Below are 26,307 nucleotides of genomic sequence, written 5' to 3'. Positions count from 1 at the left end.
TCGTTTCTTGAGGCGCATCCTCCCCATCGATAATGTGAGGCTGTCGGCGCGATTTAGGGAAGAGTGCGATGAACATGAAAACGTCCGTGGCAATCGAGAAGGCGGTGCCTGTCGCCGATCCCGACATTGCGCGCACCGAGTTTCGCAATGCCATGGCGCGGATGGCGGCGGCAGTGAACATCGTCACGACCAATGGTCCGGCCGGGCTTGCCGGCTTTGCGGCGACCGCCGTCTGCAGCGTCACGGACAGCCCGCCGACCTTGCTCGTCTGCCTCAATCGCGGCGCTTCCGTTCATCCCGCTGTCACGCAAAACGGCGTGCTCTGTGTCAATGTCCTGTCGGAAGCACATCAGGATCTGTCGCGGCTTTTCGGCGGCAAGACCCCGGTTGCCGAGCGCTTTGCTGCGGCCGCATGGTCGGAACTCTCGACCGGCGCTCCGGTGCTGGAAGATGCTCTTGTCTCGTTCGATTGTCGCATCGTCCGTCAGGCCGATGGCGGCACGCATGACATCCTGCTCTGCGAAGTCGATGCTATTCGTCAACGTGACGAGGGACAGGGGCTTATCTATTTCGACCGGGCCTATCATCCTGCGGGTCAGGCTGAATAGGCTAGTTGTTCAAGCCTCTTCCGAAATTATCCATGCTGCCAAGGTCTTCGTCGTCTTGCGGCGAACAGGTCCGTTCACGCCAGAAAGTCTTCGATCGCCTTTAACACCAGAGCAGGATGCTCTCGGTGCGGCACATGCCCAGTATCCGGCATGATATAGACCGGACCACGCCCGGCGGCGATCCGGCGCGGATGGGCTTCGGAGCCATATTCGTCGCGGTCTCCATGAATGGCGAGCACCGGACAATGAAGCTTTTCAAGTGCCGGATCGAGCGACCAGCCGGCGCGTTCGGGAGCGAGCCAGGTGTCGATCCAGGCGTGCAGCACCCACTCGGCCTTGCTGCCGTGATATTTGGCAAGCCGGGCGAAGGTTTCGGCCGATTTGAATTCCTGCTGCGCGGTCCGGATGCCCTGAAGGGTCTTTTCCTCCACGAAAGCCTGGGCGGCAATGGTGATCACGGCGTGGCAGCTTTCGCCAAATCTTGCCCCCGTCTCCACCGCCATGCCGCCCCCGACGCTGTGCCCACAGGCGACGAAGTCCCGAATGGACAACTGCTCGCAAAGAAGCGGTACGAAACGCTCGGCTTCCGATGCAATAAAATCCTGCGTCAGAAGATCGTCGCGAGCATCGGACCGGCCAAAGCCTAGCCGATCATAAGCGATGACCCGGCGACCAAGGGAATGGGCGAGTTGTTCCGGGAAATCCCGCCAGAGCGTGATGCATCCGAGTGAATCGTGAAACAGGATGATCGGTTGCTGCGATCTCAGGACGGTTGGCGTCCATGATTTGGCGTAGAGGCGCCCGCCGGAACTCTCGATCCAATGGCCCGTTTCAGCGATCTCTGCCATTTGGTCAGTAATTTTCCTGATACCACTCGACGAAGCGCTTTACGCCTTCATCGACTTCGATCTGCGGCTTGAATCCCGTCAGCGCCACCAGGAGATCCGGCACGGCATAGGTGTTGTGGACGTCTCCGGGCTGCATGGGCAGCATCTTGCGGATCGCCTTCTTGCTGAGCATCGTCTCGATCGTCTCGACGAATGTCATCAGCCCGACGGGCTGGCCGCCGCCGATATTGACGATCCGGAAAGGGGCATTCTTCGACAGGGTGTCGATGACCGTTTCCGACACGATCCGGTTTTCCTCTGACGGCACGACACCGATGAGACGCACGATGCCTTCGACGAGATCGTCGATATAGGTGAAATCGCGACTCATCTTGCCTTCGCCGTAGATCTCGATCGGCCTGTCGTTCCTGATGGCATCGACGAACTTGAACAGCGCCATGTCCGGGCGACCCCAGGGGCCGTAGACAGTGAAGAAGCGGAACGCTGTCGTCGGTATGTTGAAGAGATGGGCGTAGCTGTGCGCCATCAGCTCCATGCTCTTCTTGGTCGCCGCATAGATCGTCATCTGCTCGTCGGCCTTGTCGCTTTCGGCAAAGGGGATCTTCTCGTTGGCGCCGTAGACGGAAGAGGTCGATGCCAACAGCAGGTGCTTCGGCTGCAGGTTTCTTGCCAGTTCCAGAATGTTGAACGAACCGACAAGGTTGGAATCGACGTAGGAACGCGGATTTTCGAGGCTGTAGCGGACACCTGCCTGGGCGGCGAGGTGGACGATCACGTCGGGCTCGGCGAGTTCGGCGGCATGATCCAGCGCTGCCTTGTCCTCCAGCATGCCTGTCACGGCCTTGAAACCATTGGAACGCGCGAGGATGGCGGTGCGCTTCTCCTTGAGCCGAACATCGTAATAGGGCGTCATCCCGTCGAAGCCGACGACAAAATGGCCCTCGTCGAGCAGGCGCTTGGCAAGGTGGAATCCGATGAAGCCGGCAGTGCCGGTGATGAGATAACGCATAATCCCGCCCTTACTTACAATGTTGCGTCACTGGAGGGTCTGCCGACGCTCGTATAGGCAAAGCCGTGCTTTGTGACCTCGTCATGGCGGTAGATGTTTCTGAGGTCGACGAGAACAGGCGCCTTCATGACGGATTTGAGCCGGGCAAAATCCAGCGCGCGGAACTGGTTCCATTCCGTCACGATGACGAGCGCGTCGGCATCGCGCGCGGCGCTGTAGGCATCCTCGGCATAGGCAATGTTGTCGATGACCAGGCGTGCATTGTCCATGCCTTCGGGATCGTAGCCCGTCACGGTGGCGCCGGCATCCTGCAGTGTCTGGATGATCGAGATCGCCGGGCTGTCGCGCATATCGTCGGTGTTCGGCTTGAAGGTCAGGCCGAGGACCGCGATCGCTTTGCCTCTGATATCGCCGCCCATGGCCGCGATTACCTTGCGGCCCATGGCGCGCTTGCGGTTGTCGTTGATCGACACGGTGGTTTCGATCAGGCGCACGGGGCTATCGTAATCCTGGGCCGTCTTGGCAAGCGCCAGCGTATCCTTCGGGAAGCACGAGCCGCCGTAACCCGGTCCGGCGTGCAGGAACTTCGAGCCGATGCGGCCGTCGAGGCCGATGCCGCGCGAGACTTCCTGTACATTGGCGCCGACCTTTTCGCAGAGATCGGCCATCTCGTTGATGAAGGTGATCTTCATGGCGAGGAAGGCGTTGGCCGCGTATTTGATCAGCTCGGACGTGCGGCGGGAGGTGAAGAGCAGCGGCGCCTGGTTGAGGTAGAGCGGCCGGTAGACTTCGGTCATGACGCCGCGGGCGCGCTCGTCATTGAGGCCGATGACAATGCGGTCGGGACGCTTGAAGTCCTCGATGGCGGCACCTTCGCGCAGAAATTCCGGATTGGAGACAATGGCGACATCTGCTTGCGGATTGGTTTCGCGCACGATGCGCTCCACTTCGTCGCCGGTGCCGACCGGTACGGTCGATTTGGTGACGATGACCGTGAAGCCCTTCACGTGCTCGGCGATCTCGCGGGCGGCAGCGTAGACGTAGGAGAGGTCGGCATGGCCGTCGCCGCGCCGCGAAGGGGTGCCAACCGCGATGAAGACGACGTCGCTTGCAGCAACGCTCGCCTCCACTTCCGTCGTGAAGGAGAGGCGTCCGGCGCGGACATTGTCTGCCACCAGCTGCTCCAGGCCCGGCTCGAAGATCGGTATTTCGCCGCGCCGCAGTGCCTCGATCTTGCTCGTGTCCTTGTCGACGCAAATGACATCATGGCCGAAATCGGCAAAGCAAACACCTGACACAAGCCCCACATAACCCGAGCCGATCATCGTGATGCGCATGAAATTTCAATCCTTTTACTGGCGCCGGGCTTCGCATGAAAACGCAAAGGTGGCATGGGCGATTGTCTGCGCTTATACACAGGATCGCAGGTGACGCCTATATGCGATGCTGGGTTTAGGAGGATTGCGACAGAAGTATCACAAAAGCTTGGTTGATTTCCCGCCGTCTTATTCGCGTAATCGCCTTGTTTTCCAAATGAAACGAAGCCTTTGCACTTTAAGCTTATCCTCCCATTGCTTGTGATTGGCAGCATGTTGTCACATGATGAATTTGGGCGCGGTCGTTCCACAGGGGCGGCGGTGTAGTGGGCGGTTCGGGACTATTGCATGAAATCGACTTTTGCCGTGCGGACAATGCGGGCTGGCGAGCTGGAGCTTGCTCTGGAATGGGCACGGCAAGAAGGCTGGAATCCCGGTATTGACGATGCGCTCGCTTTCTGGGAGGCAGACCCTGCCGGTTTTCTGATCGGCGCCATCGGCGAGGTGCCTGTCGGTTGTATATCGGTCGTTCGTTATGGTGAGGCCTTCGCTTTTCTTGGTCTTTACATACTGCATCCGGAGTTGCGTGGGCGGGGATACGGCAAGCAGCTCTGGAACAAGGGCATGATGCTTGCCGGCAATCGCATTGTCGGGCTGGATGGGGTCGTCGCGCAGCAGGAAAACTACCGGCGGCACGGTTTCGAGACGGCCTATCGGACACTGAGGTATGGCGGCATCCCCAAAGTGCCTGAGGTGGACGAACAGCAGGCAAGGCAGGTGATGCCGGTCGTGGACGGCAAGCTTGAAGCGCTGGTGCACTATGATGCGGAAATCTTCCCCGGCCTGCGTCATTCTTTCATCCGGGCCTGGTGCGGTGCTCCCGAAAGGCGTGCATCCTTCATCGTCGGTGGTGGCAGCAGGGTTCGGGGCTACGGCACGATCCGCCGCTGTTTCGAGGGTTACAAGATCGGTCCGCTTTTCGCCAATAAGCCGGAGGTTGCGCTTGCGTTGATGAGCAAGCTGCTTGCCAAGACCAATGGGCAGCCTGTGTATCTTGATGTGCCGGTCGATAATGCCCAGGCGATCATGCTTGCGGAAGATTGCGGTCTTTCTCCGGTGTTCGAGACGGCGCGCATGTATCGCGGCAAGGCACCGGAAATCCCGCTCGATCGCGTGTTCGGTGTCACCACGCTCGAGCTCGGCTAGAGCTGGCTCGTCCGACTGCTGGGAGCAGGCGGCAACATTAACGTTAACAAACGAATAACGGTCCCGCCGGAGGTTTAATCAACCTTAACGGCTGCTTCTTCGACCCAGCCGCTATATAAGTCCTGCGGGGGCGCCAAGGGGAAGTTGAACAATGATTGTTCATTTTCTGTTGGAGTCGGCTATGCATGTCATGGAAAGTATTAACCGGCAGACCTGGCGTAATCCCTGGGCCTTGCGCGACTATCGCCGCAGCAGCGGCTATCTCAACGAAGGCGAGCGTGCCGCCTTTGCTATAGCTGCCCCGCAGACGGGCAGGGGACGCATTCTTGATATCGGTGTCGGCGGGGGCCGCACCGCGCAGCTCTTGCGAGATGTCGCCAGCGACTACATAGGCATCGATTACACGCCGGAGATGGTCGCGCTCTGCCGAAAGAACCATCCAGACCTTCGGTTCGAGCATAGGGATGCACGCGATCTCTCGGCATTCCGAGATGCCAGTTTCGATATGGTCGTCTTCAGCTATAACGGCATCGATTCCGTCGATGCGGCAGGGAGGCTAGCCATCCTGAACGAGGTGGCGCGCGTTCTTGTTTCCGGCGGTGCTTTCGTCTTTTCGACGTTCCATCGCGGCTGGGGTGGCTTCGATCATCGCATCGACTATCGCCGGCTGGAATGGACATCCAATCCGGTGCGGCTCGGTTTGCGAACCCTGCGCTATGTCGAGGGCCGCATTTCCGGCACGCTGCGCCAGCGTCGGCTCAGACCGCTCGAAGAGCGAGATGGCGAACATGCGATCCTGCTGCATGGCGCCCATGATTTCGGTGTCATGGTCTATGCGACGACGCCGGCGCAGGTCCAGTCGCAATTGGCAGAGGCCGGTTTTGCCATACCGGTGCTGCTCCTCGATCTCGATGGCAAACCGATCGGTGCGGTGGCGTCGTCAGAGCATGAATATTTCCATGTCGTCGCTCACAAGCCGGGCCTTTGACAGGCAAGGCAATCGGCCAGATAAGGGTAATCTGGAGGCCCTGTCTGGCCGATGGCCGGGAAAATTCCTGTTGGAGGCGCTGATTCGTCATGCAAAAAGCCGAATCTCCTGAGACAACAGGGTCGCTTTCCCAAAAACAAAGCTTTATAGATGCGCGGGTTTGAGCAAGGCGCGCCGCCGCGCGCAGGAAGCGGGAATGGATAAATGACGAATGTTGTAGTGATCGGCTCGCAATGGGGTGACGAAGGCAAGGGCAAGATTGTCGACTGGCTTTCGGAACGCGCCGATGTGATTGTACGCTTTCAGGGCGGCCATAATGCCGGTCATACGCTTGTCGTCGATGGCGTCAGCTACAAGCTCGCGCTTTTGCCTTCCGGCCTCGTGCGCGGCAAGCTCAGCGTCATCGGCAACGGCGTCGTGGTCGATCCCCATCACTTCGTCGCCGAAGTGGAAAAGCTGCGCGCCCAGGGCGTTGCCGTTACGCCTGACGTGCTTCGCATCGCCGAGAATGCGCCCTTGATCCTGTCGCTGCATCGCGATCTGGATGCCATGCGCGAAGATGCCGCTTCCAATAGCGGCACGAAGATCGGCACCACGCGCCGCGGCATCGGTCCGGCCTATGAGGACAAGGTCGGTCGCCGCGCCATTCGCGTCATCGACCTTGCCGAGCCGGAAACGCTGCCGGCCAAGATCGACCGGCTGCTGACGCATCACAATGCGCTGCGCCGCGGCATGGGCGTCGATGAAATCTCCTTCGATGCCTTGCACAACGAGCTGAGCTCTGTTGCTGAGCATATACTTCCCTATATCGACCAAGTTTGGCGCCTGCTCGACGAGCAGCGCAAGGCCGGCGCCCGCATCCTCTTCGAAGGTGCGCAGGGTGCATTGCTGGACAACGACCACGGCACTTATCCGTTCGTGACCTCGTCCAACACGGTTGCCGGCCAGGCGGCCGCCGGTTCGGGCCTCGGTCCGACAGCGCTCGGCTATGTGCTTGGCATCACCAAGGCCTATACGACCCGCGTCGGCGAGGGGCCGTTCCCCTGCGAACTGCATGACGAGATCGGCAAGCACCTGTCGACGGTCGGCCGCGAAGTGGGCGTCAATACCGGCCGTCCGCGCCGTTGCGGCTGGTTCGACGCCATGCTGGTGCGCCAGACCGTGAAGACTTCTGGTATCACCGGTATTGCGCTTACCAAGCTCGATGTGCTCGATGGCCTCGACGAACTGAAGATCTGCGTCGGTTACAAGCTTGACGGCAAGGAAATCGATTATCTGCCGGCAAGCCAGGCAGCGCAGGCCCGCGTCGAGCCGGTCTACATCACGCTCGAGGGCTGGAAGGAATCGACCGTCGGCGCTCGTAAGTGGGCCGATCTGCCGGCGCAGGCGATCAAATATGTGCGTCAGGTGGAAGAGCTGATCGGTGCGCCCGTGGCGCTGCTTTCGACCAGCCCGGAGCGCGAGGACACCATACTTGTGACTGACCCCTTTGAGGGCTAAAGTTGCGTATCTATGACGAATCCCGGCCCGGCTGCACACCGGGCATCATGAGAAAGTACTGATGGCGGATTTTGTAGCAGTTATTCGACGGGCCGTTGACGGCCTGACGGACAATACTCCCGAGATGCGGGTCAAGGTTTACGATCGAGCTCGTGGTGCCGTGCAACGGCAGCTCGAGAGCATGAAGCCGCGCCCGCCCGAGGAAATGCTGCGCCGCCAGCTCGACAAGCTTGAAGCGGCGATCGTCGAGGTCGAGGCCGAACATGCCGAGGCCCTGCCGGGCGGCGAGGAGCCGCCGGTTGCCGAAGCGCCCGTGCCGCACGAAGAGACCGCTGCCGAGTCCGTTCAGGACCATCATGTGACCGAGGAAGTACATGCGGAGCCGCATGCAGAAGAGCCTGCACAGGCTCCTGCCCAGGTGCATGCCCCTGAAGAACCCAGCGTCGCGCAAGCCGAGCACGGGCAGCATGCCTATGAGGAACCGGCCGCACCTGCCGAGCCGGATCATGCGCATGAGCACCAGCCGGCAGAGGAATGGCGGGAACCGCATCACGAAGAGGAGCCCTATGCTCCGGCCGCTGAACATGGCGGCGTCGAACACCATGCCGAAGTTCACGAGGAGCCGGCTCCTGAGCCGGTTTATCATGAAGAGCCGAAGGGGCATGGCAACGAGCCCCAGCCAGAAGAGGCACCGGCAGTCACTGCCGAGCCTGCCCCCGCGCCGCGCGTGCCGCTGCCGGCTGACGATGTCATAAGCCAGGTTGAGCAGATCTGGGCGGAGGTGGATGCTCCGGCTTCCCATGCTGCGTCCCAGTCGTCCGCCTCCCGCTACAACGAGCCGGTCATGCCGGCCGCAGCCTTTGCGGAAGCACCCTTCGGTCAGCCCGTCGAGGGACCTGTCAATGCGAAGGCGGCAGCCACCAATACCGGCTTTGCCTGGGACGCGGATGTCTTCGAGGAAATGCAGCCCGCACCGGCTGCTCCCAAGCCGGCGCAGCAGTCGGCTCGGCAGATGCCGGAAAATGCCTTCGACGATGTCGATCTCTTTGCGGATGTGCATCCGTCCAGGAAGCCGGCGTCCGAGGCCGATGCCGCCAATGACGGCTGGCGCGAGCTCAAGGAGCTTGCGGGTTTCGACAAGCGTGCTGAAGACGAACGAGGCGGCGGCGCTGCTGTTCCGCCCGATCTCGATCAGGCGATGGCAGCGAAGCTACAGGGCCGCAGCTTCCGCATGGAGCCGAAGCGCCGTCGTATCAATGTCACCGGCATCATCGTCACGCTCGTCGGCCTCGCAGTCGTCGGAGGTGGCGGTTATGCAGCCTGGCTGAATCGCGATGCGCTCAACAACATGGTGACGAAGCTCGTCAGTTCCGCTCCGAAGAATGCGACACCTGCGACTTCGGATACGGCAAGCAGCAATGCACCGAGCAACGGCAAAGCTGCAGCTCCCGCCCAGCAGGCGGCTGCGCCGCAGCAGACCAACACGGCCGCTCAGCAGCCGGCAGGCGCCGGCAATACGGATGTTGCGGCTTTGGGCAGCGACCCGAATACGGTCAATACGAAGTTCACGCAGCGTCTTCTGGCCAATGGCACGGAAGAGGACGAAGGGCCGGCTCCGAACGGGCAGCCCGGCGTCGTGGAAGGCAAGTCTGTAGCCGAGCAGAATGTTGCCTCTGCAGCACCTGCCGCCGCGGCAACGCAGCCGGCCGCCAACAATGCCGGCACCGCTGCTCCGCAGACCCAGGCGCCCGCAACTGCCGCGCCGAATACGCCATCCGCCTCGACGGATCAGCAGGCACCCGCTGCCAGCCAGCAGCAACAGGCGACCGCCAACCAGCCGCCGCCCGTGACGCAGCAGACCGCTCCTGCAACCGATGGGCAGAAGGTTTTCCTTTATGAAGAGCGCCTCGGCCAGACGTCGCCCACGGCTTTCCAGGGCACGGTCACCTGGTCGCTGCAGGAAGGCAAGGGGTCTGACGGCCGGCCTGAGCCTTCGGTGCAGGGCCTCATCACAGTCCCGGATCGCGGCCTGACCGCGACGATCACGGTATCGCGGAATTCGGACTCCTCGCTTCCGGCGAGCCATCTGATCGAGCTTGCCTTCCAGGTGCCGCCGAATTTCGAAGGCGGGGCGATCGATAACGTCCAGCGCGTCGCATTGAAGGCGACCGAGCAGGATCGCGGCGATGCGTTGATCGCGGTACCGGCCAAAGTGACCGACGATGTCTACATGGTCGCGCTCAATGATTTCCCGGATGCACGCAAGACCAATCTCGATCTTTTGAAGAGCCGCAACTGGATCGATATTCCGGTGGTCTATCGCAATGGCCGTCGCGCGCTTCTGACCATGGAAAAGGGGCCGACCGGTACGGATGCCTTCAACAAGGCGATTGCGGAGTGGCAGGCTCTCGGCGGCGTTGCCTCAAGCGGCCAGTAAACCAACCGGACATCGATGACATGCAAAAGGCGGGCTCTAGGCCCGCCTTTTTTATCCGTCAAATCTTCTGAGCGGCAGCTGTTACGCGGTCGCCTCGACGACACGCAACGCCTTGGCGCGTTCCAGCGCATCCTTCTGAACGGCTTCCTGCACCTTTTCGAAGGCGCGAACCTCGATCTGTCGCACGCGTTCGCGGCTGATGTCGAATTCGGACGACAGGTCCTCCAGCGTCACCGGCTCGTCGGCGAGGCGGCGTGCCTCGAAGATGCGGCGTTCGCGGTCGTTCAGGACGCCCATGGCGCGCGCCAGCATGCGGCGGCGCGTGTCGAGCTCATCCTGTTCGATCAGCACGTCTTCCTGGCTGTCGTGGTCATCGACGAGCCAATCCTGCCACTGGCCGGAATCGCCTTCGGAAGCCTTGATCGGCGCGTTCAGCGAAGCGTCGCCGGAGAGGCGGCGGTTCATCGAAACGACCTCTTCTTCCGAGACGTTCAGCTTGGTGGCGATCTCGGTGACATGCTCGGGCTTCAGGTCGCCGTCGTCGATGGCCTGAATGCGGCCCTTCAGGCGGCGCAGGTTGAAGAACAAGCGCTTCTGGTTGGCAGTCGTCCCCATCTTTACGAGCGACCACGAGCGCAGGATATATTCCTGGATCGAGGCCTTGATCCACCACATGGCGTATGTTGCTAAACGGAAACCGCGTTCCGGGTCGAACTTCTTCACAGCCTGCATCAGGCCGACATTGCCTTCCGATACGACTTCGCCGATCGGCAGACCATAGCCGCGGTAACCCATGGCGATCTTCGCCACGAGGCGCAGATGGCTGGTGACGAGCTTATGCGCAGCCTGACGGTCGGCATGTTCCGCATAGCGCTTGGCGAGCATGTATTCTTCCTGCGGTTCCAGCATGGGGAACTTGCGGATCTCGTCGAGATAACGATTGAGGCCGGCTTCTCCGGCAGCGATGGACGGTAAGGTATTACGGGCCATGATTGTGCACCCTCCTATTCGAGATTTGGTTCCTTCTGGGGGCGTATTTTGCGCGCCTTCTGCGAAGCGGACCAAGGCGTACGGGTCCGAGGACCCCGCACTCAACCAATGTAAAGATAAGTACGGCGAAACGGTGATTCAAGGATGCGGTCACGCAAGTGTTATAGCGGCGTGACCGCAGGTCTCGCCGGAACATTGCCCTTGGGATTACCCTCCCGAATTGTCCGGTGCCATGTGGCGCGGCCATATCGACCTCCCAAACGCGGTCGCGTTTTCGGCCAGCACAGGCGCTCGGACTTCGGTCCTTCATACACGATATTATAGGGCGGGAGGGGGCTGGCGTCCAGTCATTGTGATGTTCGGCTATTCCCTGAGCGCCGCCACCAATTCTTCCATATCCTCAGGCAACGGCGCCTCGAAATGCATGACCTCACCCGTGCGTGGATGCTCGAATTGCAGCATATAGGCATGCAGTGCCTGGCGCGTGAAACGATGGACGGCCTGTTTTGCGGCTTCCGGCAGGAGATTGGCCTTGGTCTTGAAGCCGCCGCCGTAAACGGCGTCGCCGAGCAGCGGGTGGCCGATATGCGCCATGTGCACGCGGATCTGATGCGTTCGGCCGGTTTCCAGATGGCACTCGATCAATGAGGCGAGGGCGGTTGCGTCCGGTGTCTCATGGAAACGCTCCAGCACCTCGTAATGCGTGATCGCCTCGTCGGCATCCTGCGAATCCGGACGCTTGACGGCGCGGCGCGTGCGGTCGCTGCTCGACCGGCCGAGAGGGGCATCGATGGTGCCGACGAGCTGGCGGGGACGTCCCCAGACGATCGCCTGATAGGCGCGCTCGAGGGAAGTTGTCCGGCCGTGGTCGGCAAATTGCAGGGAGAGGTGCCGGTGGGCAACATCATTCTTGGCGACAACCATCACACCAGTCGTATCCTTGTCCAGCCGGTGCACAATGCCTGGGCGGCGGACGCCGCCAATACCGGAAAGGCTGTCGCCGCAATGGTGGATCAGCGCATTGACCAGCGTGCCCGTCCAGTTGCCGGCTGCGGGATGAACGACCAGCCCGGCCGGCTTGGAGATGACGATGACATCGTCGTCCTCATAGAGCACGTCGAGCGGGATATCCTCGCCCTGCGGCGTCGGGTCCTCCGGTTCGGGCAACGTGATCTCGTAGACGTCGCCAGGGCGCACCTTGCGCTTGGCGTCTGTTACCGCTGCGCCCTTCAGCGTAACGGCGCCATCCTTGATGAGTCCTTGCACGCGGCTGCGGGAAAATTCCTCGCCGATCTCGGCCGTCAGCCATGAATCCAACCGTCCTTCGGCATTTTCATCGGCGGTTAGGACTTTTCTATTGTCCGCGGCTTCTTTAAAGGGGTCGCTCAAACATATTCTCCGGCGCACAAAGCGCTCTACTGGAAGCAAGGACGCATCGATGACGAATCTCGAGCCAGACGATCAAGAGGAAAAGCCCCTCGATCCGGCCCTGGAGAAAGTCCGACGCAAGATGATCCGCCTGCAGATCGTCTCCGCGGCCGTCATGGTGGTGAGCCTTATGGCCGTGTTCGGCGCCGTTGTCTACAAGACGATGAAGCCAGCGGCGAAGCCCGCGGGGCAGGCGGCGTCCGGCATCCCGTCCGATGCCCCGGTTGCGGTGACGGCGTTACTGCCGGCGGGCTTCACGGTGCAGTCCACGGCGCTCTCGGGCAATCAGGTGCTGTTCTACGGTACGCTTGCCAGCGGCCAGCGTCAGGCTATCGTCTTCGACTATGGTATCGGCCGCATCGTGGCGACCATATCGCTGTCCAACTGATGGCATGACGATGACGAGCGCGCGGCTCATCGAGATTACGCATCCTGACGATCCGCGTATCGCCGAATTCCGCAATATCCGCGAACGCGATCTGACAGGTCGGGAGAACCAGTTCATAGCGGAAGGGACCGTCGTGCTGCGGCTTCTCGCCGGTGCGCATGCGGCAGCCGGGGATTTCCTCGCTGAGAAAGTGCTGCTGCTCAAAAACCGCGTGGCCGGGTTGAGCGATATCATCGACACCTTCCCAGCGGATGTCCCGATCTACGTCGCCGAAGCCGAGGTGCTCGATGGTATTGTCGGCTTCCATCTCCATCGTGGTGTTCTGGCCCTGGGGCGAAGAACAGCTGAAGACGAGACGAGCGGCCTATTCGACCGCCTCCCAAAGCAGTCGCTGGTGCTCGTCGGCTGCGGCATTTCCAATCATGACAATATGGGCTCGATGTTCCGCAATGCCGCGGCCTTCGGCGCGGCTGCGGTGCTGCTCGACGAAAGCTGTTGCGATCCGCTTTATCGCAAAGCGCTGCGGGTTTCGGTCGGATCGATCCTGACCGTGCCCTATCGCCGGCAATCAAGCGGCGTTCAGCTGCTTGCGGGGCTTGTCGAGCGCGGCTTTGCGATCTGGAGCCTGTCGCCGCGAGGGGCGGTCGATATTCGCGATGTCCCGGCTTCGGAGCGTATGGCGCTCGTGGTCGGCACGGAAGGGGAAGGCTTGCCGGAAAGCATTCTCTCCGCCTTCGGCAGTGTGCGGATTCCGCAGGCGCCGGGGTTGGATAGCCTCAATGTCGCGACGGCGAGCGGCATCGCCCTTTTCGAGATGGCCGCGAAGAACGGGCGCATCTGAGCGGGTTGCTCCCTGGAGCTTATGGATGCTTCGGCAGTATGGCGGCGACGCGGTCGGCTAGGCTGATGCGCGCGCCGGGTTCGGCGGGCTCCTGATCTTTCGGCAGGAGATCGAAGATCGGCGAGCCGTCGCCTTCCTTGAGTGCCGTCAGCGCCACCATGCTGGCGGCGATCTTGGCAATCTCCTCGCGCATGGCATCGTCATGCGCTGGCGTGCGGGCCTTCAGCAGGCGGTCCGATAGGGCCGCCGCACGATTGCGAACCTCTTCCGTCATCTGGGCGATTTCGTCTTCCACTTTTCGTTCCGGTTCCGCCATCTGCGGCGGCTCGCTTATGGTTCCTTGCTCACCGGCGCTGCCCGCAATTATCGATGCGGCAGCGAGTTTCGGCGTTCTTGTGGCCCTCTTCGGCGGTGTGAGGCCAGCGGCGCGCAGCGCCTTGCCGGCTTCCTTCGATTCCTTGATGGCAGCCTCCAGCCGCTCCCTCAGGCGAACGACATCCTGGGCGTGGCGTTCGATCGCGGTTTCCTTGTCGGCGCTGCCGGCAATCTCGCGGTTGAGGCGTTCCTCAAGCCGCTTGTTCTTGTCGCTTTCCTGGCGCAGCGATTGTTCGGCATCTGCGGCGCGCAGGCTTGCCGCATTCAGCTCCTGGCGCAGCGTATTGCGCTCGTCGCGTAATGTGTTGATGCGCAGCTTGAGACTCTCGATCTCGGTTTCGCGGGCTGCCAGATCGATCCTGAGATTGTCGGCATCAGCACCCATTTTCGTCATCCGTTTGCGCAGGCTGTCAATATCCGCCTCTTTCTCGGCGCTGGCCTGCTCGGCCGCGTGGATGCTCGATTTCAGCTGGCTGATATAGCTCTCTTCCTGGCGCAGACGCGAGCGCAGTTCGCCTGCCTCCACCTCCAGATCGTCGATGCGCGTCTGCAGCTCCCCGCTTGCGGCGGAGAGCCGGCTCGCTTCCTGCTGAAGTTTGCTATTCTGAATCTGCAGCGCAACGGTCTTGTCACGCTCCTGCGTCAGGGCATGTTCGGTCCGCGCGTTTTCGGCTGCGAAGAGCGCGCGCGCCATGTCTTTCTGCGCGCGCACTTCCTGCGGGCTCAAGGGCATGGTCGCCTTCAAGCGTTTCTCGGTGAACCAGACGATGCGACGATGGATTGCCGGCGCGATGAGAAAGACCAGTAGAGCGGCCGTCAGAAAGCCCAATCCGAACAAGAGAGCAAATTGAATCACGACGCAGCCAGTATCCTGGAGTTATGTTCGATATCGATAAAATGATTAATCATGGGTTAGCCATGCGGGCAAGCTTTTAACGCGGATATGGTTTATCGGCGCGGAGCCGGTTTTGCGGAAAGAAAAGGCCCGCAACTGAAGCGGGCCAAGGCGTGCGCTGCTTGGGAGATCGTATCAGAGGATCGGTTCAGAAAGGATTCCAGGTCGGGTTCGGCGTGACTTTGAGATAGCCCATGTTGATGCCGAGGCGTGCGCCAAGGCCGGTGCGGATCGGAACGAGCACGATGTTGTTGTTCTTCAGGACAGTCATGCCGAAGCCGGCAACCACGAATGCCTGGCCGCTGACGCCGCCGAAGCGGGTGTAGACGCTGTTGATGCTCGGCAGATCATAGACCAGCATCATGACGCGGGTGCCCTGGCCGCCGTAGTCGAAGCCGAGCGATGGTCCCTGCCAGTAGAGCGGATGCTCGCCGGCATTCTTGGTGTTGAGCTGGCCTTCGCCGTAGGTCAGGCCTGCGAGGAACGCGCCGGAACCTTCCTGACCGAGGATGTAGCCATTCGGCAGGCCATACTGCTGGAAGGCGCGCTCGACCACCTTGGCAAGGCCGCCGCTGGTGGAGCCGAAGAAGGAGTGGCCGGCATCGACGATTTCCTGAGCCGAATATTGATTGGTGGGCGCGGCAGCGGCCTGACGGGCCGGCAACGCGAAACTCACAAATGCGACAATGGCCAGAATCAGGCCGAGGCCGAGCGTTCTGGTGCCGGGGCTTGGCATTCTCTTCAGGAATTCATAGCGCATGGAAGTCTTCCGTTCATCATGGTCGGTGCAACAGGGACGAATAGGCGACGCATTCGCCTGAATGCGCCATGCATGGCACGCCCCCATTTTTTCAGACCATTTCGCCCATCTCTCGCAGGACGAATCGCGTGCGAAAAAGTCTGATGGTGATGAATGCATTTTGCGTCGATGGTCTTAACAATCGGTTTACCAAATATGGTGTCATTATGGCGCGCGGTACACTGGCTGCGAAACCCTCGAGCAACCTTACCGTGGCAAGGTGGAACTACTCGCTTTGCCCTGTCAGCATTCAGGAGACAATGAATGTCGAAAAATCCCAATCTCACTTTGACCGGACCGGATCTGGCCGCGCTGCTGTGCAGCCGCGTCTGCCATGACGTGATCTCGCCGGTCGGGGCGATCAACAATGGCCTGGAGCTGCTCGACGAGGGTGGTGCCGACGCCGATGCGATGGATCTGATCCGCACCAGTGCGCTCAACGCTTCCGTCCGCCTCAAATTCGCGCGTCTTGCCTTTGGCGCGTCCGGTTCGGTCGGCGCGTCGATCGACACCGGCGAGGCGGAGCGGGCCGCCAAGGATTTCGCCGCCGCCGAGAAGAAGACCGAGGTTAGCTGGGTCGGTCCGCGCGCGATCATCGCCAAGAACCGCGTGAAGCTGCTGCTCAATCTCTTCCTCGTTGCCTATGGCGCCATTCCGCGCGGCGGCAATATCGAGGTGACACTCGAAAATCCCGAATTCGAGGCAAAGTTCACGATCACCGCCAAGGGTCGGCTGATGCGAATACCACCGAAGTTCGCCGAGATTTGCTCCGGCACGCTGGAGGAAGCCATCGATGCTCACTCGATCCAGCCCTATTACACGGTGCTGCTGGCCGAGGAGAGCGGCATGGAGCTCTCCTACAATGCGACTCCGGAGGAATTAACCTTCGTAGCGACCATGGCTGCCCAAGCCGCGGAGTAAGCGGCTCGATTCATTGATGTGTTAGCCCGCAGTCGGTCATCGGCTGCGGGCTTATCTTTTCGTGTATCGAAAATTCTGTGCAATCTTTGAGTTGTCCGCTCAATTGATAATGTAGCGGTAACGAATCCTTAGCTTGCTGCTCCTATCGTTTCAATTTGAAGCCGGCATCGATGATGGCGGCTGATGCCAGGGAGCTCACACATGCAGCGGTTCATGATAACGGATACATCGGATGTCGTACGCAAGGTCGGCAAACGAATCCTGTCCGAGCTGGATTTTCTCGTGAGCGAAGCCGGAGATGCGCGCGAAGCGCTGATGCGCTGCCAGGCCGAAATGCCAGATTATCTGATCGTCGATGCCGGCATGGAAGGGGCACTCGAGCTCATCGCCAGCATCCGCGCCATGCCCGATGGCAAGGACGTAAAGATCTATTACTGCGTTATCGAGGCCGACCTTCGCAAGCTGATGGCCGGAAAGCGCGCGGGCGCAACGGATTTTCTGCTGAAGCCATTCGATCGCAAAATTCTTACGGCCATCTTCGGCAATCGCGCCGCGGCCGCCTGATTTCAACGAGACACATAGAAACAAGGATTAGCCGCCCTTCGAGGCGGCTATTATTTTGCGCTGCGCTGACGCCAACAAAAAATCCCGCCTCGAAAGGCGGGATTTCTGTGTGACGGCGGTAAAGGCGGGGAGGCGGCTCAGGCGCTTTCGGCGAAATCGCTGCTGTCGGGCTCGCGCAGCACATAGCCGCGGCCCCAGACCGTTTCGATGTAGTTGGCGCCGCCGGCGGCATTTGCCAGCTTCTTGCGGAGCTTGCAGATGAAGACGTCGATGATCTTCAGTTCCGGTTCGTCCATACCGCCATAGAGGTGGTTGAGGAACATTTCCTTGGTGAGCGTCGTGCCCTTGCGCAGCGAGAGCAGCTCCAGCATCTGATATTCCTTGCCGGTCAGATGCACGCGCTGACCGCCGACTTCGACGGTCTTGGCGTCGAGGTTGACGATGAGCTCGCCGGTCATGATGACAGACTGGGCATGGCCCTTGGAACGGCGGACGATGGCGTGGATGCGGGCGACCAGCTCATCCTTGTGGAAAGGCTTGGTCATATAGTCGTCGGCGCCGAAGCCGAGGCCGCGAACCTTGTCCTCGATGCCGGCCATGCCGGAGAGGATGAGGATCGGCGTCTTGACCTTCGAGAGGCGCAGCGTGCGCAGCACTTCGTAGCCGGACATGTCGGGAAGGTTGAGATCGAGAAGGATGATGTCGTAGTCGTAGAGCTTTCCGAGATCGACGCCTTCTTCACCGAGATCGGTGGTATAGACGTTGAAACTTTCGGATTTGAGCATCAGCTCGATGCTCTGCGCTGTCGCGCTATCGTCTTCAATGAGTAGAACCCGCATAATTGTCCCCTTTACCGCCGCCGAAAGGTCGTCAGCCCCTTAACGCGATACCGATCAAATCACTGCTTGATTTGGAAGCTGCCATGCAATGGTTAACAAATTCTGATTCACTCTGGCAAGTCGTATCGAATTTATTAAATAATTTTTCCATTGCACTGTTTTCCAACGACAATCAGTAAAATCGACTCCTAAAGTATTGCATTAACAACCAACGCCAAGTGATTCATCTGACTCACCAATGCCGACATGTCGAATTCCGACCACAACATTTACCGAGCCTTAAATCATTGCGCCTATCATTAACGATGCCCGTAAACGAAAGGTTACCAGCGGTAGGCTTTTATTAAGACCGCTGGAAATTTTTTTAACCAAGCCGTCTCAAAGCGGTTCGGCGAACGGGAATATCGAGAGCCGGGGTCTCGCATCACGGGAGTAATGCGTATGAAGTCACGTGAGAGCCTTGTTCGCCTGAAAGAGTTTCAGGTGAACGAAAAACGCCGTCAGCTGCAGCAGCTGCAGATGATGATGGCGGAATTTGACCGCATGACGAAGGAACTGGAAAGCCAGATCGTCGTCGAGGAGAAGAAGTCCGGCATTTCCGATCCGAGCCATTTTGCCTACCCGACCTTTGCCAAGGCTGCCCGCCAGCGTGCGGACAATCTGCAGGTGTCGATCCGGGAGCTGCAGGTTCAGGAAGAGGCGCTGGAAAATTCGCTTGAGGAAATGCAGGCCGAATATGCCAAGGCCGCAGCGCTTGAAGAGCGTGATGGTTCGGGTCCGGCGCGGGCACGCGCCTGAGATCGCAATTCCGTCTTCTCCTTCGGATCAAGCATGATTGCGTTCCGGTACGGAGCTTATCTTCGGAATGCGAAGAGTATGATGGAAGCGCATGAAGGCTGCGCATGACTGGCCGTGACGGGGCCGGCCATGCGCGGCTTTTGCGTTTTCGAAGATAATCCGACCGATTGGACGGATTTTGTTCCGCTTGGTCATGCGATGCGCGCGTGCTGCCGTGCTTAAAGCACCGCGTTTTAGAGATTGACGACGTCGCGCCAGTCATCATGACGTTGCGCCTGAGCCTTGAAGAAGGGGCAGAGCGGGATGATTTTCCAGCCGCCACGCCGCGCCTCTTCGACGGCGTGAAGCGCCAGCGCCTGGCCGACTCCCTTGCCACGCAGGGCATCCGGCACGCCGGTATGATCGACGATGATCAGCCTGGGAGACGTGCGGGAAAAGGTCATCTCCGCCTCGTGGCCTTCGACCGTTGCAACATAACGGCCGCCGGATGCATTGTTTTCGTTGCGGATATCCATGATTTTCTCCCTTGTCGCATCTGATGCAACGAGGATTGCATGTGCTCCGGCGTCTGCCAACCATCGAGATTATTAACGGACCGTCTCCGTTTAGGTTGATGTCGAAAATACGGACCGGCCAAGCCCTTTAGCGTAGGCGAGGCGAGCAATGCGCGGGCGCCTTTCAATAAAATAATTCGGGCCTCTTTCGCAAGAAAAGAGGCCCGAACACAAAATAGAATAAAGGTGGTGCTGTCGCTGCTGTCAGTGGCGATACTGCTGTATGCGGGTCGTCCGGAGGCCGGCAAGGCCATGGGTATTGATGGACGACTGCCAGGAGAGGAACTCTTCGACGGTCAACGTATAACGTTCGCAGGCTTCTTCCAAGCTGAGCAGACCACCACGCACGGCGGCGACAACCTCAGCTTTACGACGAATGACCCAGCGGCGCGTATTCGGCGGCGGAAGGTCTGCTATCGTCAGCGGGCTGCCATCGGGGCCGATGACATACTTCACTCGGGGACGTATCATTTCGGTCATTGGACTCTCTACACACACTCAAGACCACGTGTGGCACTCTAGCTTGCCACATTTAAAAATTGCCTAAGCACATGGTAAGACTTTGCTAATAATTTTAATCAATGTGGCGAAGTGCTGATTTGCGTATGTTTCGCCTGAGAAAAATGCGCAAAAGCCCCTGTTATTTCAGGGAAGATCGCATTCATTCTATGATTTTTTGTCAGTGAAAACTTACGCTTTCGGGCCGAAATTAGCCGGTCCGCTCCGCTACTGGCGCGCTCAAGAAAAGCTGCAGGAATTGTTTTTACTTGCAAAAATAAACTTACGCCGAGACGCCGTGCTTCTGTCCGCCCCAGCAGATGAAGTGCGGATTGGCGAAGTCGGCGTCCGCGTACTGGTCGGTCTTGCCGTAGGTCAGAAGGCCACCCTCGACTGTGACGGTCTTGCCGCCCGCCGCCCGCAACACGGCATCGCCGGCTGCCGTATCCCATTCCATGGTCCGGCCAAAACGCGGATAGACATCTGCCTTGCCCTCAGCGAGCAGGCAGAATTTCAGCGACGAACCGATCGATGTACAGCCAGAAACCGCATTGTCGGTGAGAAAGCCTTCGGTTTTCGCATTGCTATTGCAGCGGCTGGCAAGCGCCGTCAGCTTGGCCGGCGGTTCACGCACCGCAATATTGACGCGGCTAGTAATGGCAAAATACTTGTCCACCATCAGCTTGCGCGCCCTGCCGGGCTCGCCAGTAAAGGCGACGCCGAGCGCCGGTGCGTAGACGATGCCGATGAGGGGAATACCGTCTTCGATATAGGCGATGTTGACGGTGAATTCATCGCGATGCTCGATGAACTCTCGGGTGCCATCGAGCGGGTCGACGAGAAAGAAGGCGCGGCCGCGCACATCCGGAATCTTGCCGGCTGAAACCTGCTCTTCGGCAATGGCCGGGATATGCGGAAAATCGCGCTCGAGGTGTCTGAGAATGATGTGTTCGGCCCGCTCGTCGGCCAGTGTGACGGGGCTCATGTCCTGCTTTAACGCAACGGAATAGCCGGCACGATAGACCTCCAGGATGGCCTTTCCTGCCTCGAGTGCCGCCTTTTCAAATGTTGCAAGCATGTGCTTCTTCGTCTTCCGCGCGCAGTCCGCGCCTAAACTCTCCGGACATTATATATAAGAATATATAAGAAGTTGCGATTGCGAAGTTTAGACTTCCGATGCCCCCGGCTTTCCTGGCCATAGCGCTTGCGCGAGGGTTTAGCAACAGCGGCCCGGAAGGCAGGTCTTTTGGCAGGCCGGCCATGTATCCCTTCCGCAGCAGATACCGTCCATCACTGCGCATTCGGAAAAGATCATGTTCTGTTTGCGAAGCTTTTTCGCTCTTTCGGGACTTGTCGTTTTTATTGCATATGCGAATGTGCGGCCGGGTAGTGATCAGGATGAATGCATGCGTTATTCGGCTTATCAGCTTCTAAAACAGGCGTTTTCAGGCAATCGCCATTGGCAGTCGGTGTGGCGGACGCCGGAGCCGAAACCACATTATGACGTGATCATCGTCGGCGGCGGCGGACATGGCCTGGCAACTGCCTATTACCTCGCCAAGGAATTCGGCATTACCAATGTCGCAGTGCTGGAAAAGAGCTATATCGGCTCCGGCAATGTCGGCCGCAACACGACGATCATCCGTTCCAATTATTTGCTGCCCGGCAACGAACCCTTCTACGAATTCTCGATGAAGCTGTGGGAAGGGCTTGAGCAGGATTTCAATTATAATGCCATGGTGTCCCAGCGCGGCATCGTCAATCTGTTCCATTCCGATGGCCAGCGCGATGCCTATGCCCGGCGCGGCAATGCCATGCGCATGCACGGCGTCGATGCGGAACTGCTCAATCGCGAGCAGGTCCGCCGGATGATGCCCTATCTGAATTTCGATCATGCCCGCTTTCCGATCCTCGGCGGCCTTTTGCAGCGCCGCGGCGGCACGGCGCGGCACGATGCGGTTGCCTGGGGCTATGCGCGCGGCGCCGACAGCCGCGGGGTCGATCTCATCCAGCAATGCGAGGTGATCGGCATTCGCCGCGACGAGGGCGGTGCTGTGACGGGGGTCGAAACCAACCGCGGCTTCATCGGCTGCAACAAGCTGGCGCTTGCGGCCGCAGGTCATACGTCGATTCTCGGCAATATGGCTGACCTGGAGCTGCCGATCGAAACGCATGTGCTGCAGGCTTTCGTTTCCGAAGGGCTGAAGCCTGTTATCGACAATGTCATCACCTATGGCGCGGGACACTTCTATATATCCCAATCCGACAAGGGCGGCTTGGTCTTCGGCGCCGATATCGATTACTACAGCTCCTATGCGCAGCGCGGCAATCTTGCGACCGTCGAGCATACGATGGAGGAGGGGGTGGCGCTTATCCCCGGTCTGTCGCGCGTCCGTGTGCTGCGCACCTGGGGCGGCGTGATGGATATGAGCATGGACGGCTCGCCGATCATCGATCGCACGCCCATCGAAAATCTCTATCTGAACTGCGGCTGGAACTATGGCGGCTTCAAAGCGACGCCGGCCTCGGGCTTCTGCTTCGCGCATCTGATCGCCAGGGGCGAGAGCCATGAGGTCAGCCGCCTTCTGCGGCTTGACCGTTTCGAGCGTGGCTTTGCGATCGACGAAGGCGGCAAGGGTCCGCAGCCGAACCTGCATTGAGGGCACAATACCAATGGCAAGCTTGATCAACTGCCCGCATTGCGGCGTGCGACCCAAGGAAGAATTCTCCATTCGCGGCTCGGCCTCCGTCGTCCGGCCGGTGCCGACCGCGCCGGATGAGGACTGGAACCGCTACGTCTTCATCCGAGACAACGAGCGCGGCCGGATTGAGGAATATTGGCATCATAGCGCCGGATGCCGCCGCTGGCTGGTCGTCGAGCGCAGCAATGTCACGCACGAGGTCTTTTCCGTTACCGATGCCGAGGACAAGGCAAAGGAGGCGGCGCGATGACCTCTTATCGTCTGTCGAGCGGCGGTCTCGTCAATCGCAGCCGCCCACTGTCCTTCCAGTTCGACGGCAAGGAAATGAAGGGTCTGGAAGGCGACACACTCGCCGCCGCCCTGCTCGCCAATGACCAGATACTGGTTGGCCGCAGCTTCAAATATCATCGGCCGCGCGGCATCCTGACGGCCGGTTCGGCGGAGCCCAACGCGCTCGTCACCATCGGCAAGGATGGCCGGACCGAGCCGAATACGCGTGCTACCGTCGCCGAGCTCTATCAGGGCATGAGTGCGGTGAGCCAGAACCGCTGGCCGTCGCTGAAGTATGATTTTGGCGCGATCAATGGGTTGTTCTCGCCCTTCCTCGGCGCTGGCTTCTACTACAAGACCTTCATGTGGCCGGCTGCCTTCTGGGAAAAGGTCTATGAGCCGCTGATCCGACGTGCTGCCGGCCTCGGCAAGGCGGTCATGCAGGCCGATCCGGACCGTTACGAGAAGGCCTGGGCGCATTGCGACCTGCTCGTGATCGGCTCCGGTCCGGCGGGGCTAATGGCGGCTCTGACCGCCGCCCGCGCCGGCTTGCGTGTCGTATTGGCCGACGAAGGCTTTAGACTTGGCGGCTCGCTATTGTCGGAAAAGCTGACGATCGGCGGCGCTTCCGCTGACGTTTTCGTGCAGGCGACGCTTGAGGAATTGCAGAGCTTCGAGAACGTCACCTTGATGCCGCGTACCACCGTATTCGGTTGGTATGATGGCAATGTTTTCGGTGCCGTCGAGAAGGTGCAGAAGCATGTGGCGATGCCATCGGCCGACCTGCCGGTGGAGCGGCTCTGGCGCATCGCCGCCAAGCGCGCCATCCTTGCCTCGGGCGCCGAAGAGCGACCGCTGGTGTTCGGCGGCAATGATCGCCCGGGCGTGATGATGGCCAGTGCCATGCGCAGTTATCTCAATCGCTATGGCGTCGTTGCCGGGCAGAAGGTTACCGTCTTCACCAATGGCGGCTCCGGATACCGAACTGCCGCCGATCTCGCCGCTGCAGGCGTGGAGATTTCGGCAATCCTCGACACGCGAGCCGCGTCGGCCGATGTTGCTCCTCAAGGCGTGCGCGTGGTTCATGCGGCAAGCGTCCACGCGACCAAAGGCAAATATCGCATCAGTGGCGTCATTGCAGACCGCGGCGGGCTGGATGAGCTGATCGCCTGCGATGCGCTGGCCATGTCGGGTGGCTGGTCACCGATCATCCATCTTGCCTGCCAGCGGGGTGCCAAGCCGGTCTGGTCCGACGAGAAGCAGGCCTTCATCGCACCGATCATCTCTGGCGAGCTGGAGATTGCCGGTTCGGCTGCGGGTATCGAGAGCGTTTCCGGCTGCCTCGCCGATGGCGCGCAGAAGGCGCGAGGGGTCATCGAAAGCCTGGGCCGCACGGCTCATGCGGAAGATTTGCTTGAAGTTGATGGCGAGTACGATCCATCCTTCGCGGCGATCTGGCATGTGCCGGGCGCGAAAGACAAGGCATTCGTCGACTTCCAGAACGACGTCCATACCAAGGATCTTGGCCTCGCGCTGCGCGAAGGCTTCGGCCATGTGGAGCATGCCAAGCGCTATACGACAAGCGGCATGGCGACGGATCAGGGCAAGCTTGGCAATGTCAACGCCGCCGGCATCATCGCCGGCATGCGCGGCGTCAGCCCGGCCGCCGTCGGCACTACGACATTCAGGCCCTTCTACACGCCAGTGTCCTTCGGTGCGCTGGCGGGAACCGCACGCGACAAGCATGCGCAGCCGGTTCGGGAATCGCCGCTGCATGGATGGGCGAAGAAGAATGGCGCGAGCTTCGTCGAGGCCGGCCTCTGGTATCGTTCGTCCTGGTTTGCCCGACCGGGCGAGAAGGGCTGGCGCGACAGTGTGGACCGCGAAGTCCTAAACGTCCGCAACAATGTTGGGATCTGCGACGTGTCGACTCTCGGCAAGATCGAGATTTTCGGCAAGGATGCGGCTGAGTTCCTCAATCGCCTCTATTCCAACGCCTTCCTGAAACTACCGATCGGCAAGGCGCGCTATGGCTTGATGCTGCGCGAAGACGGCATGGTTTTCGATGACGGCACGACGAGCCGGCTGACGCCTGACCATTTCTTCATGACGACCACGACGGCGATGGCCGGCGAGGTGATGACGCATATGGAATTCTGCGCCCAGACGCTTTGGCCGCAGCTCGACGTTCGCTTCGTGTCCTCGTCCGATCAATGGGCGCAGATGGCGATTGCCGGCCCGAAGGCGCGGCTGGTGCTGGAGCAGATCGTGGAAGACGATATCTCCGACGCGTTCTTCCCCTTCCTTGCTGCAGCCGAAATCATGCTGAAGGGGGGGCTCAGGGCACGCCTGTTCCGCATTTCTTTCTCGGGCGAGCTCGCCTATGAACTCGCGGTGCCGGCCGGCTATGGCGAGACGGTGGCTGATGCCATCATGGAGGCCGGCAAGGCGCATGGCATCTGCCCCTATGGCGTCGAAGCGCTCAACGTGCTGCGTATCGAGAAGGGGCATGTCACTCATAACGAACTCGATGGTCGCACCACGCCCGACGATGTCGGGCTTGGCCGCATGATGTCGACGCAGAAGCCGGATTTCATTGGCAAGCGGCTATCTACCCGCTTCGGCCTGACTGCCGCCGACCGCGGCCAGCTTGTGGGCTTGAAGCCGATTGATACGGCCAAGGAAATTCACGCTGGCGCGCATATTTTGAAGGAAGGCGCGAGACCTTCGACGGTGAACGATCAGGGGCATGTTTCCTCAGCGTGCTTCTCGCCGACGCTCGGCCATTCCATCGCGCTGGCTTTCCTGAAGTCGGGCCGGGAACGCATCGGCGAACGCGTGGTCGTCTGGGACGGATTGCGGGGTGAGGAAGTGGCAGCAGAGGTTTGCAGCCCAATTTTCGTTGATCCCGACAACAAGAAGCTTTTGGGGTGATGGATTGATGAGCGTCGCGTTTCAGAACAGGCATGTGCTGGAAGATCATATTTCCGGCTTCGAAGCTGCCGCCAATCCGAATCATCTCGCCGTCGTGCGTCATCCGGCCATCTTCTCTGTGCTCGCCAGGGCCGGCGATCAAGACGGTATTCTGGCAAGCCTGAAGGCATTGAAGGATGTATCGGTTCGCGATGTCGGGCCGAGGGAATGGTTCGTGGTGTCGGAGACGCTCGGTGCCGATAGCGTGGCACGAGATCTTTTCACGCTCGATCCCGCCCGGACCTCCTTCTTCGAGCAGAGCGACGGTCGCGTGCTGCTTCGCATCTCCGGCCCGAGCGTTCGCCGTATCCTTGCCAAATGCGTGGCTGTCGATCTGCATCCGCAGGTCTTTGCCGAGGGGCAGTCGGCCAACATGCTGTGCTGCCATGTCAGCGTCAATGTTGCCCGGACCGGTCCGGATCATTTCGAAATCATCGTGCCGCGCTCCTATGCCGGCAGTGTCTTCGAAGAGATCATGGAGATGGGGCGGGAGTTCGCGCTCACGGCCGGTTTCGCCGACTGAAAAGCCTCGTGGCGGCGGAGGTCGAGCGCCTTACCGA

General features: G+C 60.2%; 25 protein-coding genes. 14 read left to right on the top strand and 11 right to left on the bottom strand.

Annotated features, from left to right (window positions below):
* Positions 1-68 precede the first annotated feature (68 nt).
* Positions 69-608 carry an NADH-dependent FMN reductase RutF gene (rutF, locus tag AC13QY_RS11535; RefSeq protein ID WP_113330267.1) on the top strand — a complete coding sequence of 180 codons (540 nt, stop codon included), beginning with the start codon at positions 69-71 and terminating at the stop codon, positions 606-608.
* Between the two features lie 74 nt (positions 609-682).
* Here the strand turns inward: rutF and AC13QY_RS11530 are convergent, their stop codons facing one another.
* Genes AC13QY_RS11530 through AC13QY_RS11520 form a run of 3 tightly spaced genes read right to left on the bottom strand, consistent with a single transcriptional unit; the run spans position 683 to position 3,802 of the window.
* Positions 683-1,456 carry an alpha/beta fold hydrolase gene (locus AC13QY_RS11530; RefSeq protein WP_269245096.1) on the bottom strand — a complete coding sequence of 258 codons (774 nt, stop codon included), beginning with the start codon at positions 1,454-1,456 and terminating at the stop codon, positions 683-685.
* A gap of 4 nt (positions 1,457-1,460) precedes the next feature.
* Positions 1,461-2,465, bottom strand: coding sequence for an NAD-dependent epimerase (locus tag AC13QY_RS11525; RefSeq protein WP_269245097.1), 1,005 nt, complete (start codon positions 2,463-2,465; stop codon positions 1,461-1,463).
* A 14-nt stretch (positions 2,466-2,479) separates the two neighbouring features.
* Entirely contained in the window at positions 2,480-3,802 is a 1,323-nt protein-coding gene (locus AC13QY_RS11520) for a UDP-glucose dehydrogenase family protein (RefSeq protein ID WP_113395477.1), read from the bottom strand.
* 327 nt (positions 3,803-4,129) lie between these two features.
* Here AC13QY_RS11520 and AC13QY_RS11515 point away from each other — a divergent pair, with 327 nt between their 5' ends.
* The 4 genes from AC13QY_RS11515 to AC13QY_RS11500 all read left to right on the top strand — a co-directional run bounded on the left by AC13QY_RS11515 (position 4,130) and on the right by AC13QY_RS11500 (position 9,912).
* Positions 4,130-4,987, top strand: coding sequence for a GNAT family N-acetyltransferase (locus AC13QY_RS11515; protein WP_113351616.1), 858 nt, complete (start codon positions 4,130-4,132; stop codon positions 4,985-4,987).
* Between the two features lie 190 nt (positions 4,988-5,177).
* Positions 5,178-5,975, top strand: coding sequence for a class I SAM-dependent DNA methyltransferase (locus AC13QY_RS11510; protein ID WP_269245098.1), 798 nt, complete (start codon positions 5,178-5,180; stop codon positions 5,973-5,975).
* Between the two features lie 204 nt (positions 5,976-6,179).
* Entirely contained in the window at positions 6,180-7,475 is a 1,296-nt protein-coding gene (locus tag AC13QY_RS11505) for an adenylosuccinate synthase (protein WP_269245099.1), read from the top strand.
* Between the two features lie 61 nt (positions 7,476-7,536).
* Entirely contained in the window at positions 7,537-9,912 is a 2,376-nt protein-coding gene (locus AC13QY_RS11500; protein WP_488493459.1) for a hypothetical protein, read from the top strand.
* A gap of 81 nt (positions 9,913-9,993) precedes the next feature.
* On the opposite strand, the gene rpoH is transcribed toward AC13QY_RS11500, so the two are convergent.
* Both rpoH and AC13QY_RS11490 read right to left on the bottom strand, forming a co-directional pair.
* Entirely contained in the window at positions 9,994-10,902 is a 909-nt protein-coding gene (gene rpoH, locus AC13QY_RS11495) for an RNA polymerase sigma factor RpoH (RefSeq protein ID WP_069611726.1), read from the bottom strand.
* Positions 10,903-11,265: 363 nt separating this feature from the next.
* The gene (locus AC13QY_RS11490; RefSeq protein ID WP_113351614.1) at positions 11,266-12,291 is read right to left on the bottom strand and encodes an RluA family pseudouridine synthase; all 1,026 of its coding nucleotides are present in this window, start codon (positions 12,289-12,291) and stop codon (positions 11,266-11,268) included.
* A 49-nt stretch (positions 12,292-12,340) separates the two neighbouring features.
* Between AC13QY_RS11490 and AC13QY_RS11485 the strand changes: the two genes are divergently transcribed.
* Positions 12,341-12,718 (top strand): hypothetical protein, encoded by a 378-nt coding sequence (locus AC13QY_RS11485; RefSeq protein ID WP_092712079.1) that lies wholly within the window; start codon positions 12,341-12,343, stop codon positions 12,716-12,718.
* Positions 12,719-12,728: 10 nt separating this feature from the next.
* Complete coding sequence (locus AC13QY_RS11480; RefSeq protein WP_113351655.1) at positions 12,729-13,559, top strand: TrmH family RNA methyltransferase; 831 nt, start codon at positions 12,729-12,731, stop codon at positions 13,557-13,559.
* Between the two features lie 19 nt (positions 13,560-13,578).
* On the opposite strand, the gene AC13QY_RS11475 is transcribed toward AC13QY_RS11480, so the two are convergent.
* Positions 13,579-14,790, bottom strand: a complete 1,212-nt coding sequence (locus AC13QY_RS11475) for a coiled-coil domain-containing protein (RefSeq protein WP_113351613.1) — start codon at positions 14,788-14,790, stop codon at positions 13,579-13,581.
* Between the two features lie 187 nt (positions 14,791-14,977).
* Positions 14,978-15,589, bottom strand: coding sequence for a DUF1134 domain-containing protein (locus AC13QY_RS11470; protein ID WP_113330258.1), 612 nt, complete (start codon positions 15,587-15,589; stop codon positions 14,978-14,980).
* Between the two features lie 303 nt (positions 15,590-15,892).
* On the opposite strand from AC13QY_RS11470, the gene chpT reads away from it, so the two are divergent.
* Together chpT and AC13QY_RS11460 are read left to right on the top strand one after the other, a co-directional pair.
* Positions 15,893-16,549 carry a histidine phosphotransferase ChpT gene (chpT, locus tag AC13QY_RS11465; RefSeq protein WP_113351612.1) on the top strand — a complete coding sequence of 219 codons (657 nt, stop codon included), beginning with the start codon at positions 15,893-15,895 and terminating at the stop codon, positions 16,547-16,549.
* Between the two features lie 201 nt (positions 16,550-16,750).
* Entirely contained in the window at positions 16,751-17,113 is a 363-nt protein-coding gene (locus AC13QY_RS11460) for a response regulator (protein ID WP_112334930.1), read from the top strand.
* Between the two features lie 137 nt (positions 17,114-17,250).
* On the opposite strand, the gene ctrA is transcribed toward AC13QY_RS11460, so the two are convergent.
* On the bottom strand, positions 17,251-17,952 hold the full coding sequence (ctrA, locus tag AC13QY_RS11455; protein WP_069611718.1) for a response regulator transcription factor CtrA: 702 nt from the start codon (positions 17,950-17,952) through the stop codon (positions 17,251-17,253).
* A 441-nt stretch (positions 17,953-18,393) separates the two neighbouring features.
* On the opposite strand from ctrA, the gene AC13QY_RS11450 reads away from it, so the two are divergent.
* On the top strand, positions 18,394-18,750 hold the full coding sequence (locus tag AC13QY_RS11450) for a flagellar export protein FliJ (RefSeq protein ID WP_075851407.1): 357 nt from the start codon (positions 18,394-18,396) through the stop codon (positions 18,748-18,750).
* Between the two features lie 233 nt (positions 18,751-18,983).
* On the opposite strand, the gene AC13QY_RS11445 is transcribed toward AC13QY_RS11450, so the two are convergent.
* From AC13QY_RS11445 to cysQ, 3 genes are all read right to left on the bottom strand, one after another.
* Positions 18,984-19,265 (bottom strand): GNAT family N-acetyltransferase, encoded by a 282-nt coding sequence (locus AC13QY_RS11445; protein ID WP_113330256.1) that lies wholly within the window; start codon positions 19,263-19,265, stop codon positions 18,984-18,986.
* 243 nt (positions 19,266-19,508) lie between these two features.
* A complete protein-coding gene (gene sciP, locus AC13QY_RS11440) occupies positions 19,509-19,784 on the bottom strand; it encodes a CtrA inhibitor SciP (RefSeq protein ID WP_004107124.1) in 276 nt (91 codons plus the stop codon).
* Positions 19,785-20,085: 301 nt separating this feature from the next.
* On the bottom strand, positions 20,086-20,880 hold the full coding sequence (cysQ, locus tag AC13QY_RS11435) for a 3'(2'),5'-bisphosphate nucleotidase CysQ (protein WP_113330255.1): 795 nt from the start codon (positions 20,878-20,880) through the stop codon (positions 20,086-20,088).
* 328 nt (positions 20,881-21,208) lie between these two features.
* Here cysQ and AC13QY_RS11430 point away from each other — a divergent pair, with 328 nt between their 5' ends.
* The 4 genes from AC13QY_RS11430 to AC13QY_RS11415 are packed head-to-tail and all read left to right on the top strand — an operon-like array spanning position 21,209 to position 26,270.
* Positions 21,209-22,462: a sarcosine oxidase subunit beta family protein gene (locus AC13QY_RS11430; RefSeq protein ID WP_113351654.1), complete on the top strand. Its 1,254-nt coding sequence runs from the start codon at positions 21,209-21,211 to the stop codon at positions 22,460-22,462.
* Between the two features lie 13 nt (positions 22,463-22,475).
* Positions 22,476-22,754 carry a sarcosine oxidase subunit delta gene (locus AC13QY_RS11425; RefSeq protein ID WP_069611715.1) on the top strand — a complete coding sequence of 93 codons (279 nt, stop codon included), beginning with the start codon at positions 22,476-22,478 and terminating at the stop codon, positions 22,752-22,754.
* Positions 22,751-25,708 (top strand): sarcosine oxidase subunit alpha family protein, encoded by a 2,958-nt coding sequence (locus AC13QY_RS11420; RefSeq protein WP_113351610.1) that lies wholly within the window; start codon positions 22,751-22,753, stop codon positions 25,706-25,708. Before AC13QY_RS11425 ends, AC13QY_RS11420 begins: the two co-directional genes overlap by 4 nt.
* A 7-nt stretch (positions 25,709-25,715) precedes the next feature.
* Positions 25,716-26,270, top strand: coding sequence for a sarcosine oxidase subunit gamma family protein (locus AC13QY_RS11415; RefSeq protein ID WP_113351609.1), 555 nt, complete (start codon positions 25,716-25,718; stop codon positions 26,268-26,270).
* Positions 26,271-26,307: the final 37 nt, after the last annotated feature.

The sequence above is a fragment of the Martinezella sp. CNPSo 3795 genome (assembly GCF_057784475.1).
Note: the sequence above shows the minus strand (reverse complement) of the source record. Positions and strands in the feature narration are given on the sequence as shown.

Excerpts from the sequence above, each read along its gene's own strand:
- rutF (WP_113330267.1), top strand. The coding sequence starts at position 69 with ATGAACATGAAAACGTCCGTGGCAATCGAGAAGGCGGTGCCTGTCGCC.
- AC13QY_RS11530 (WP_269245096.1), bottom strand. The coding sequence starts at position 1,456 with ATGGCAGAGATCGCTGAAACGGGCCATTGGATCGAGAGTTCCGGCGGG.
- AC13QY_RS11525 (WP_269245097.1), bottom strand. The coding sequence starts at position 2,465 with ATGCGTTATCTCATCACCGGCACTGCCGGCTTCATCGGATTCCACCTT.
- AC13QY_RS11520 (WP_113395477.1), bottom strand. The coding sequence starts at position 3,802 with ATGCGCATCACGATGATCGGCTCGGGTTATGTGGGGCTTGTGTCAGGT.
- AC13QY_RS11515 (WP_113351616.1), top strand. The coding sequence starts at position 4,130 with ATGAAATCGACTTTTGCCGTGCGGACAATGCGGGCTGGCGAGCTGGAG.
- AC13QY_RS11510 (WP_269245098.1), top strand. The coding sequence starts at position 5,178 with ATGGAAAGTATTAACCGGCAGACCTGGCGTAATCCCTGGGCCTTGCGC.
- AC13QY_RS11505 (WP_269245099.1), top strand. The coding sequence starts at position 6,180 with ATGACGAATGTTGTAGTGATCGGCTCGCAATGGGGTGACGAAGGCAAG.
- AC13QY_RS11500 (WP_488493459.1), top strand. The coding sequence starts at position 7,537 with ATGGCGGATTTTGTAGCAGTTATTCGACGGGCCGTTGACGGCCTGACG.
- rpoH (WP_069611726.1), bottom strand. The coding sequence starts at position 10,902 with ATGGCCCGTAATACCTTACCGTCCATCGCTGCCGGAGAAGCCGGCCTC.
- AC13QY_RS11485 (WP_092712079.1), top strand. The coding sequence starts at position 12,341 with ATGACGAATCTCGAGCCAGACGATCAAGAGGAAAAGCCCCTCGATCCG.
- AC13QY_RS11480 (WP_113351655.1), top strand. The coding sequence starts at position 12,729 with ATGACGAGCGCGCGGCTCATCGAGATTACGCATCCTGACGATCCGCGT.
- AC13QY_RS11470 (WP_113330258.1), bottom strand. The coding sequence starts at position 15,589 with ATGCGCTATGAATTCCTGAAGAGAATGCCAAGCCCCGGCACCAGAACG.
- chpT (WP_113351612.1), top strand. The coding sequence starts at position 15,893 with ATGTCGAAAAATCCCAATCTCACTTTGACCGGACCGGATCTGGCCGCG.
- AC13QY_RS11460 (WP_112334930.1), top strand. The coding sequence starts at position 16,751 with ATGCAGCGGTTCATGATAACGGATACATCGGATGTCGTACGCAAGGTC.
- ctrA (WP_069611718.1), bottom strand. The coding sequence starts at position 17,952 with ATGCGGGTTCTACTCATTGAAGACGATAGCGCGACAGCGCAGAGCATC.
- AC13QY_RS11450 (WP_075851407.1), top strand. The coding sequence starts at position 18,394 with ATGAAGTCACGTGAGAGCCTTGTTCGCCTGAAAGAGTTTCAGGTGAAC.
- AC13QY_RS11445 (WP_113330256.1), bottom strand. The coding sequence starts at position 19,265 with ATGGATATCCGCAACGAAAACAATGCATCCGGCGGCCGTTATGTTGCA.
- sciP (WP_004107124.1), bottom strand. The coding sequence starts at position 19,784 with ATGACCGAAATGATACGTCCCCGAGTGAAGTATGTCATCGGCCCCGAT.
- cysQ (WP_113330255.1), bottom strand. The coding sequence starts at position 20,880 with ATGCTTGCAACATTTGAAAAGGCGGCACTCGAGGCAGGAAAGGCCATC.
- AC13QY_RS11430 (WP_113351654.1), top strand. The coding sequence starts at position 21,209 with ATGCGTTATTCGGCTTATCAGCTTCTAAAACAGGCGTTTTCAGGCAAT.
- AC13QY_RS11425 (WP_069611715.1), top strand. The coding sequence starts at position 22,476 with ATGGCAAGCTTGATCAACTGCCCGCATTGCGGCGTGCGACCCAAGGAA.
- AC13QY_RS11420 (WP_113351610.1), top strand. The coding sequence starts at position 22,751 with ATGACCTCTTATCGTCTGTCGAGCGGCGGTCTCGTCAATCGCAGCCGC.
- AC13QY_RS11415 (WP_113351609.1), top strand. The coding sequence starts at position 25,716 with ATGAGCGTCGCGTTTCAGAACAGGCATGTGCTGGAAGATCATATTTCC.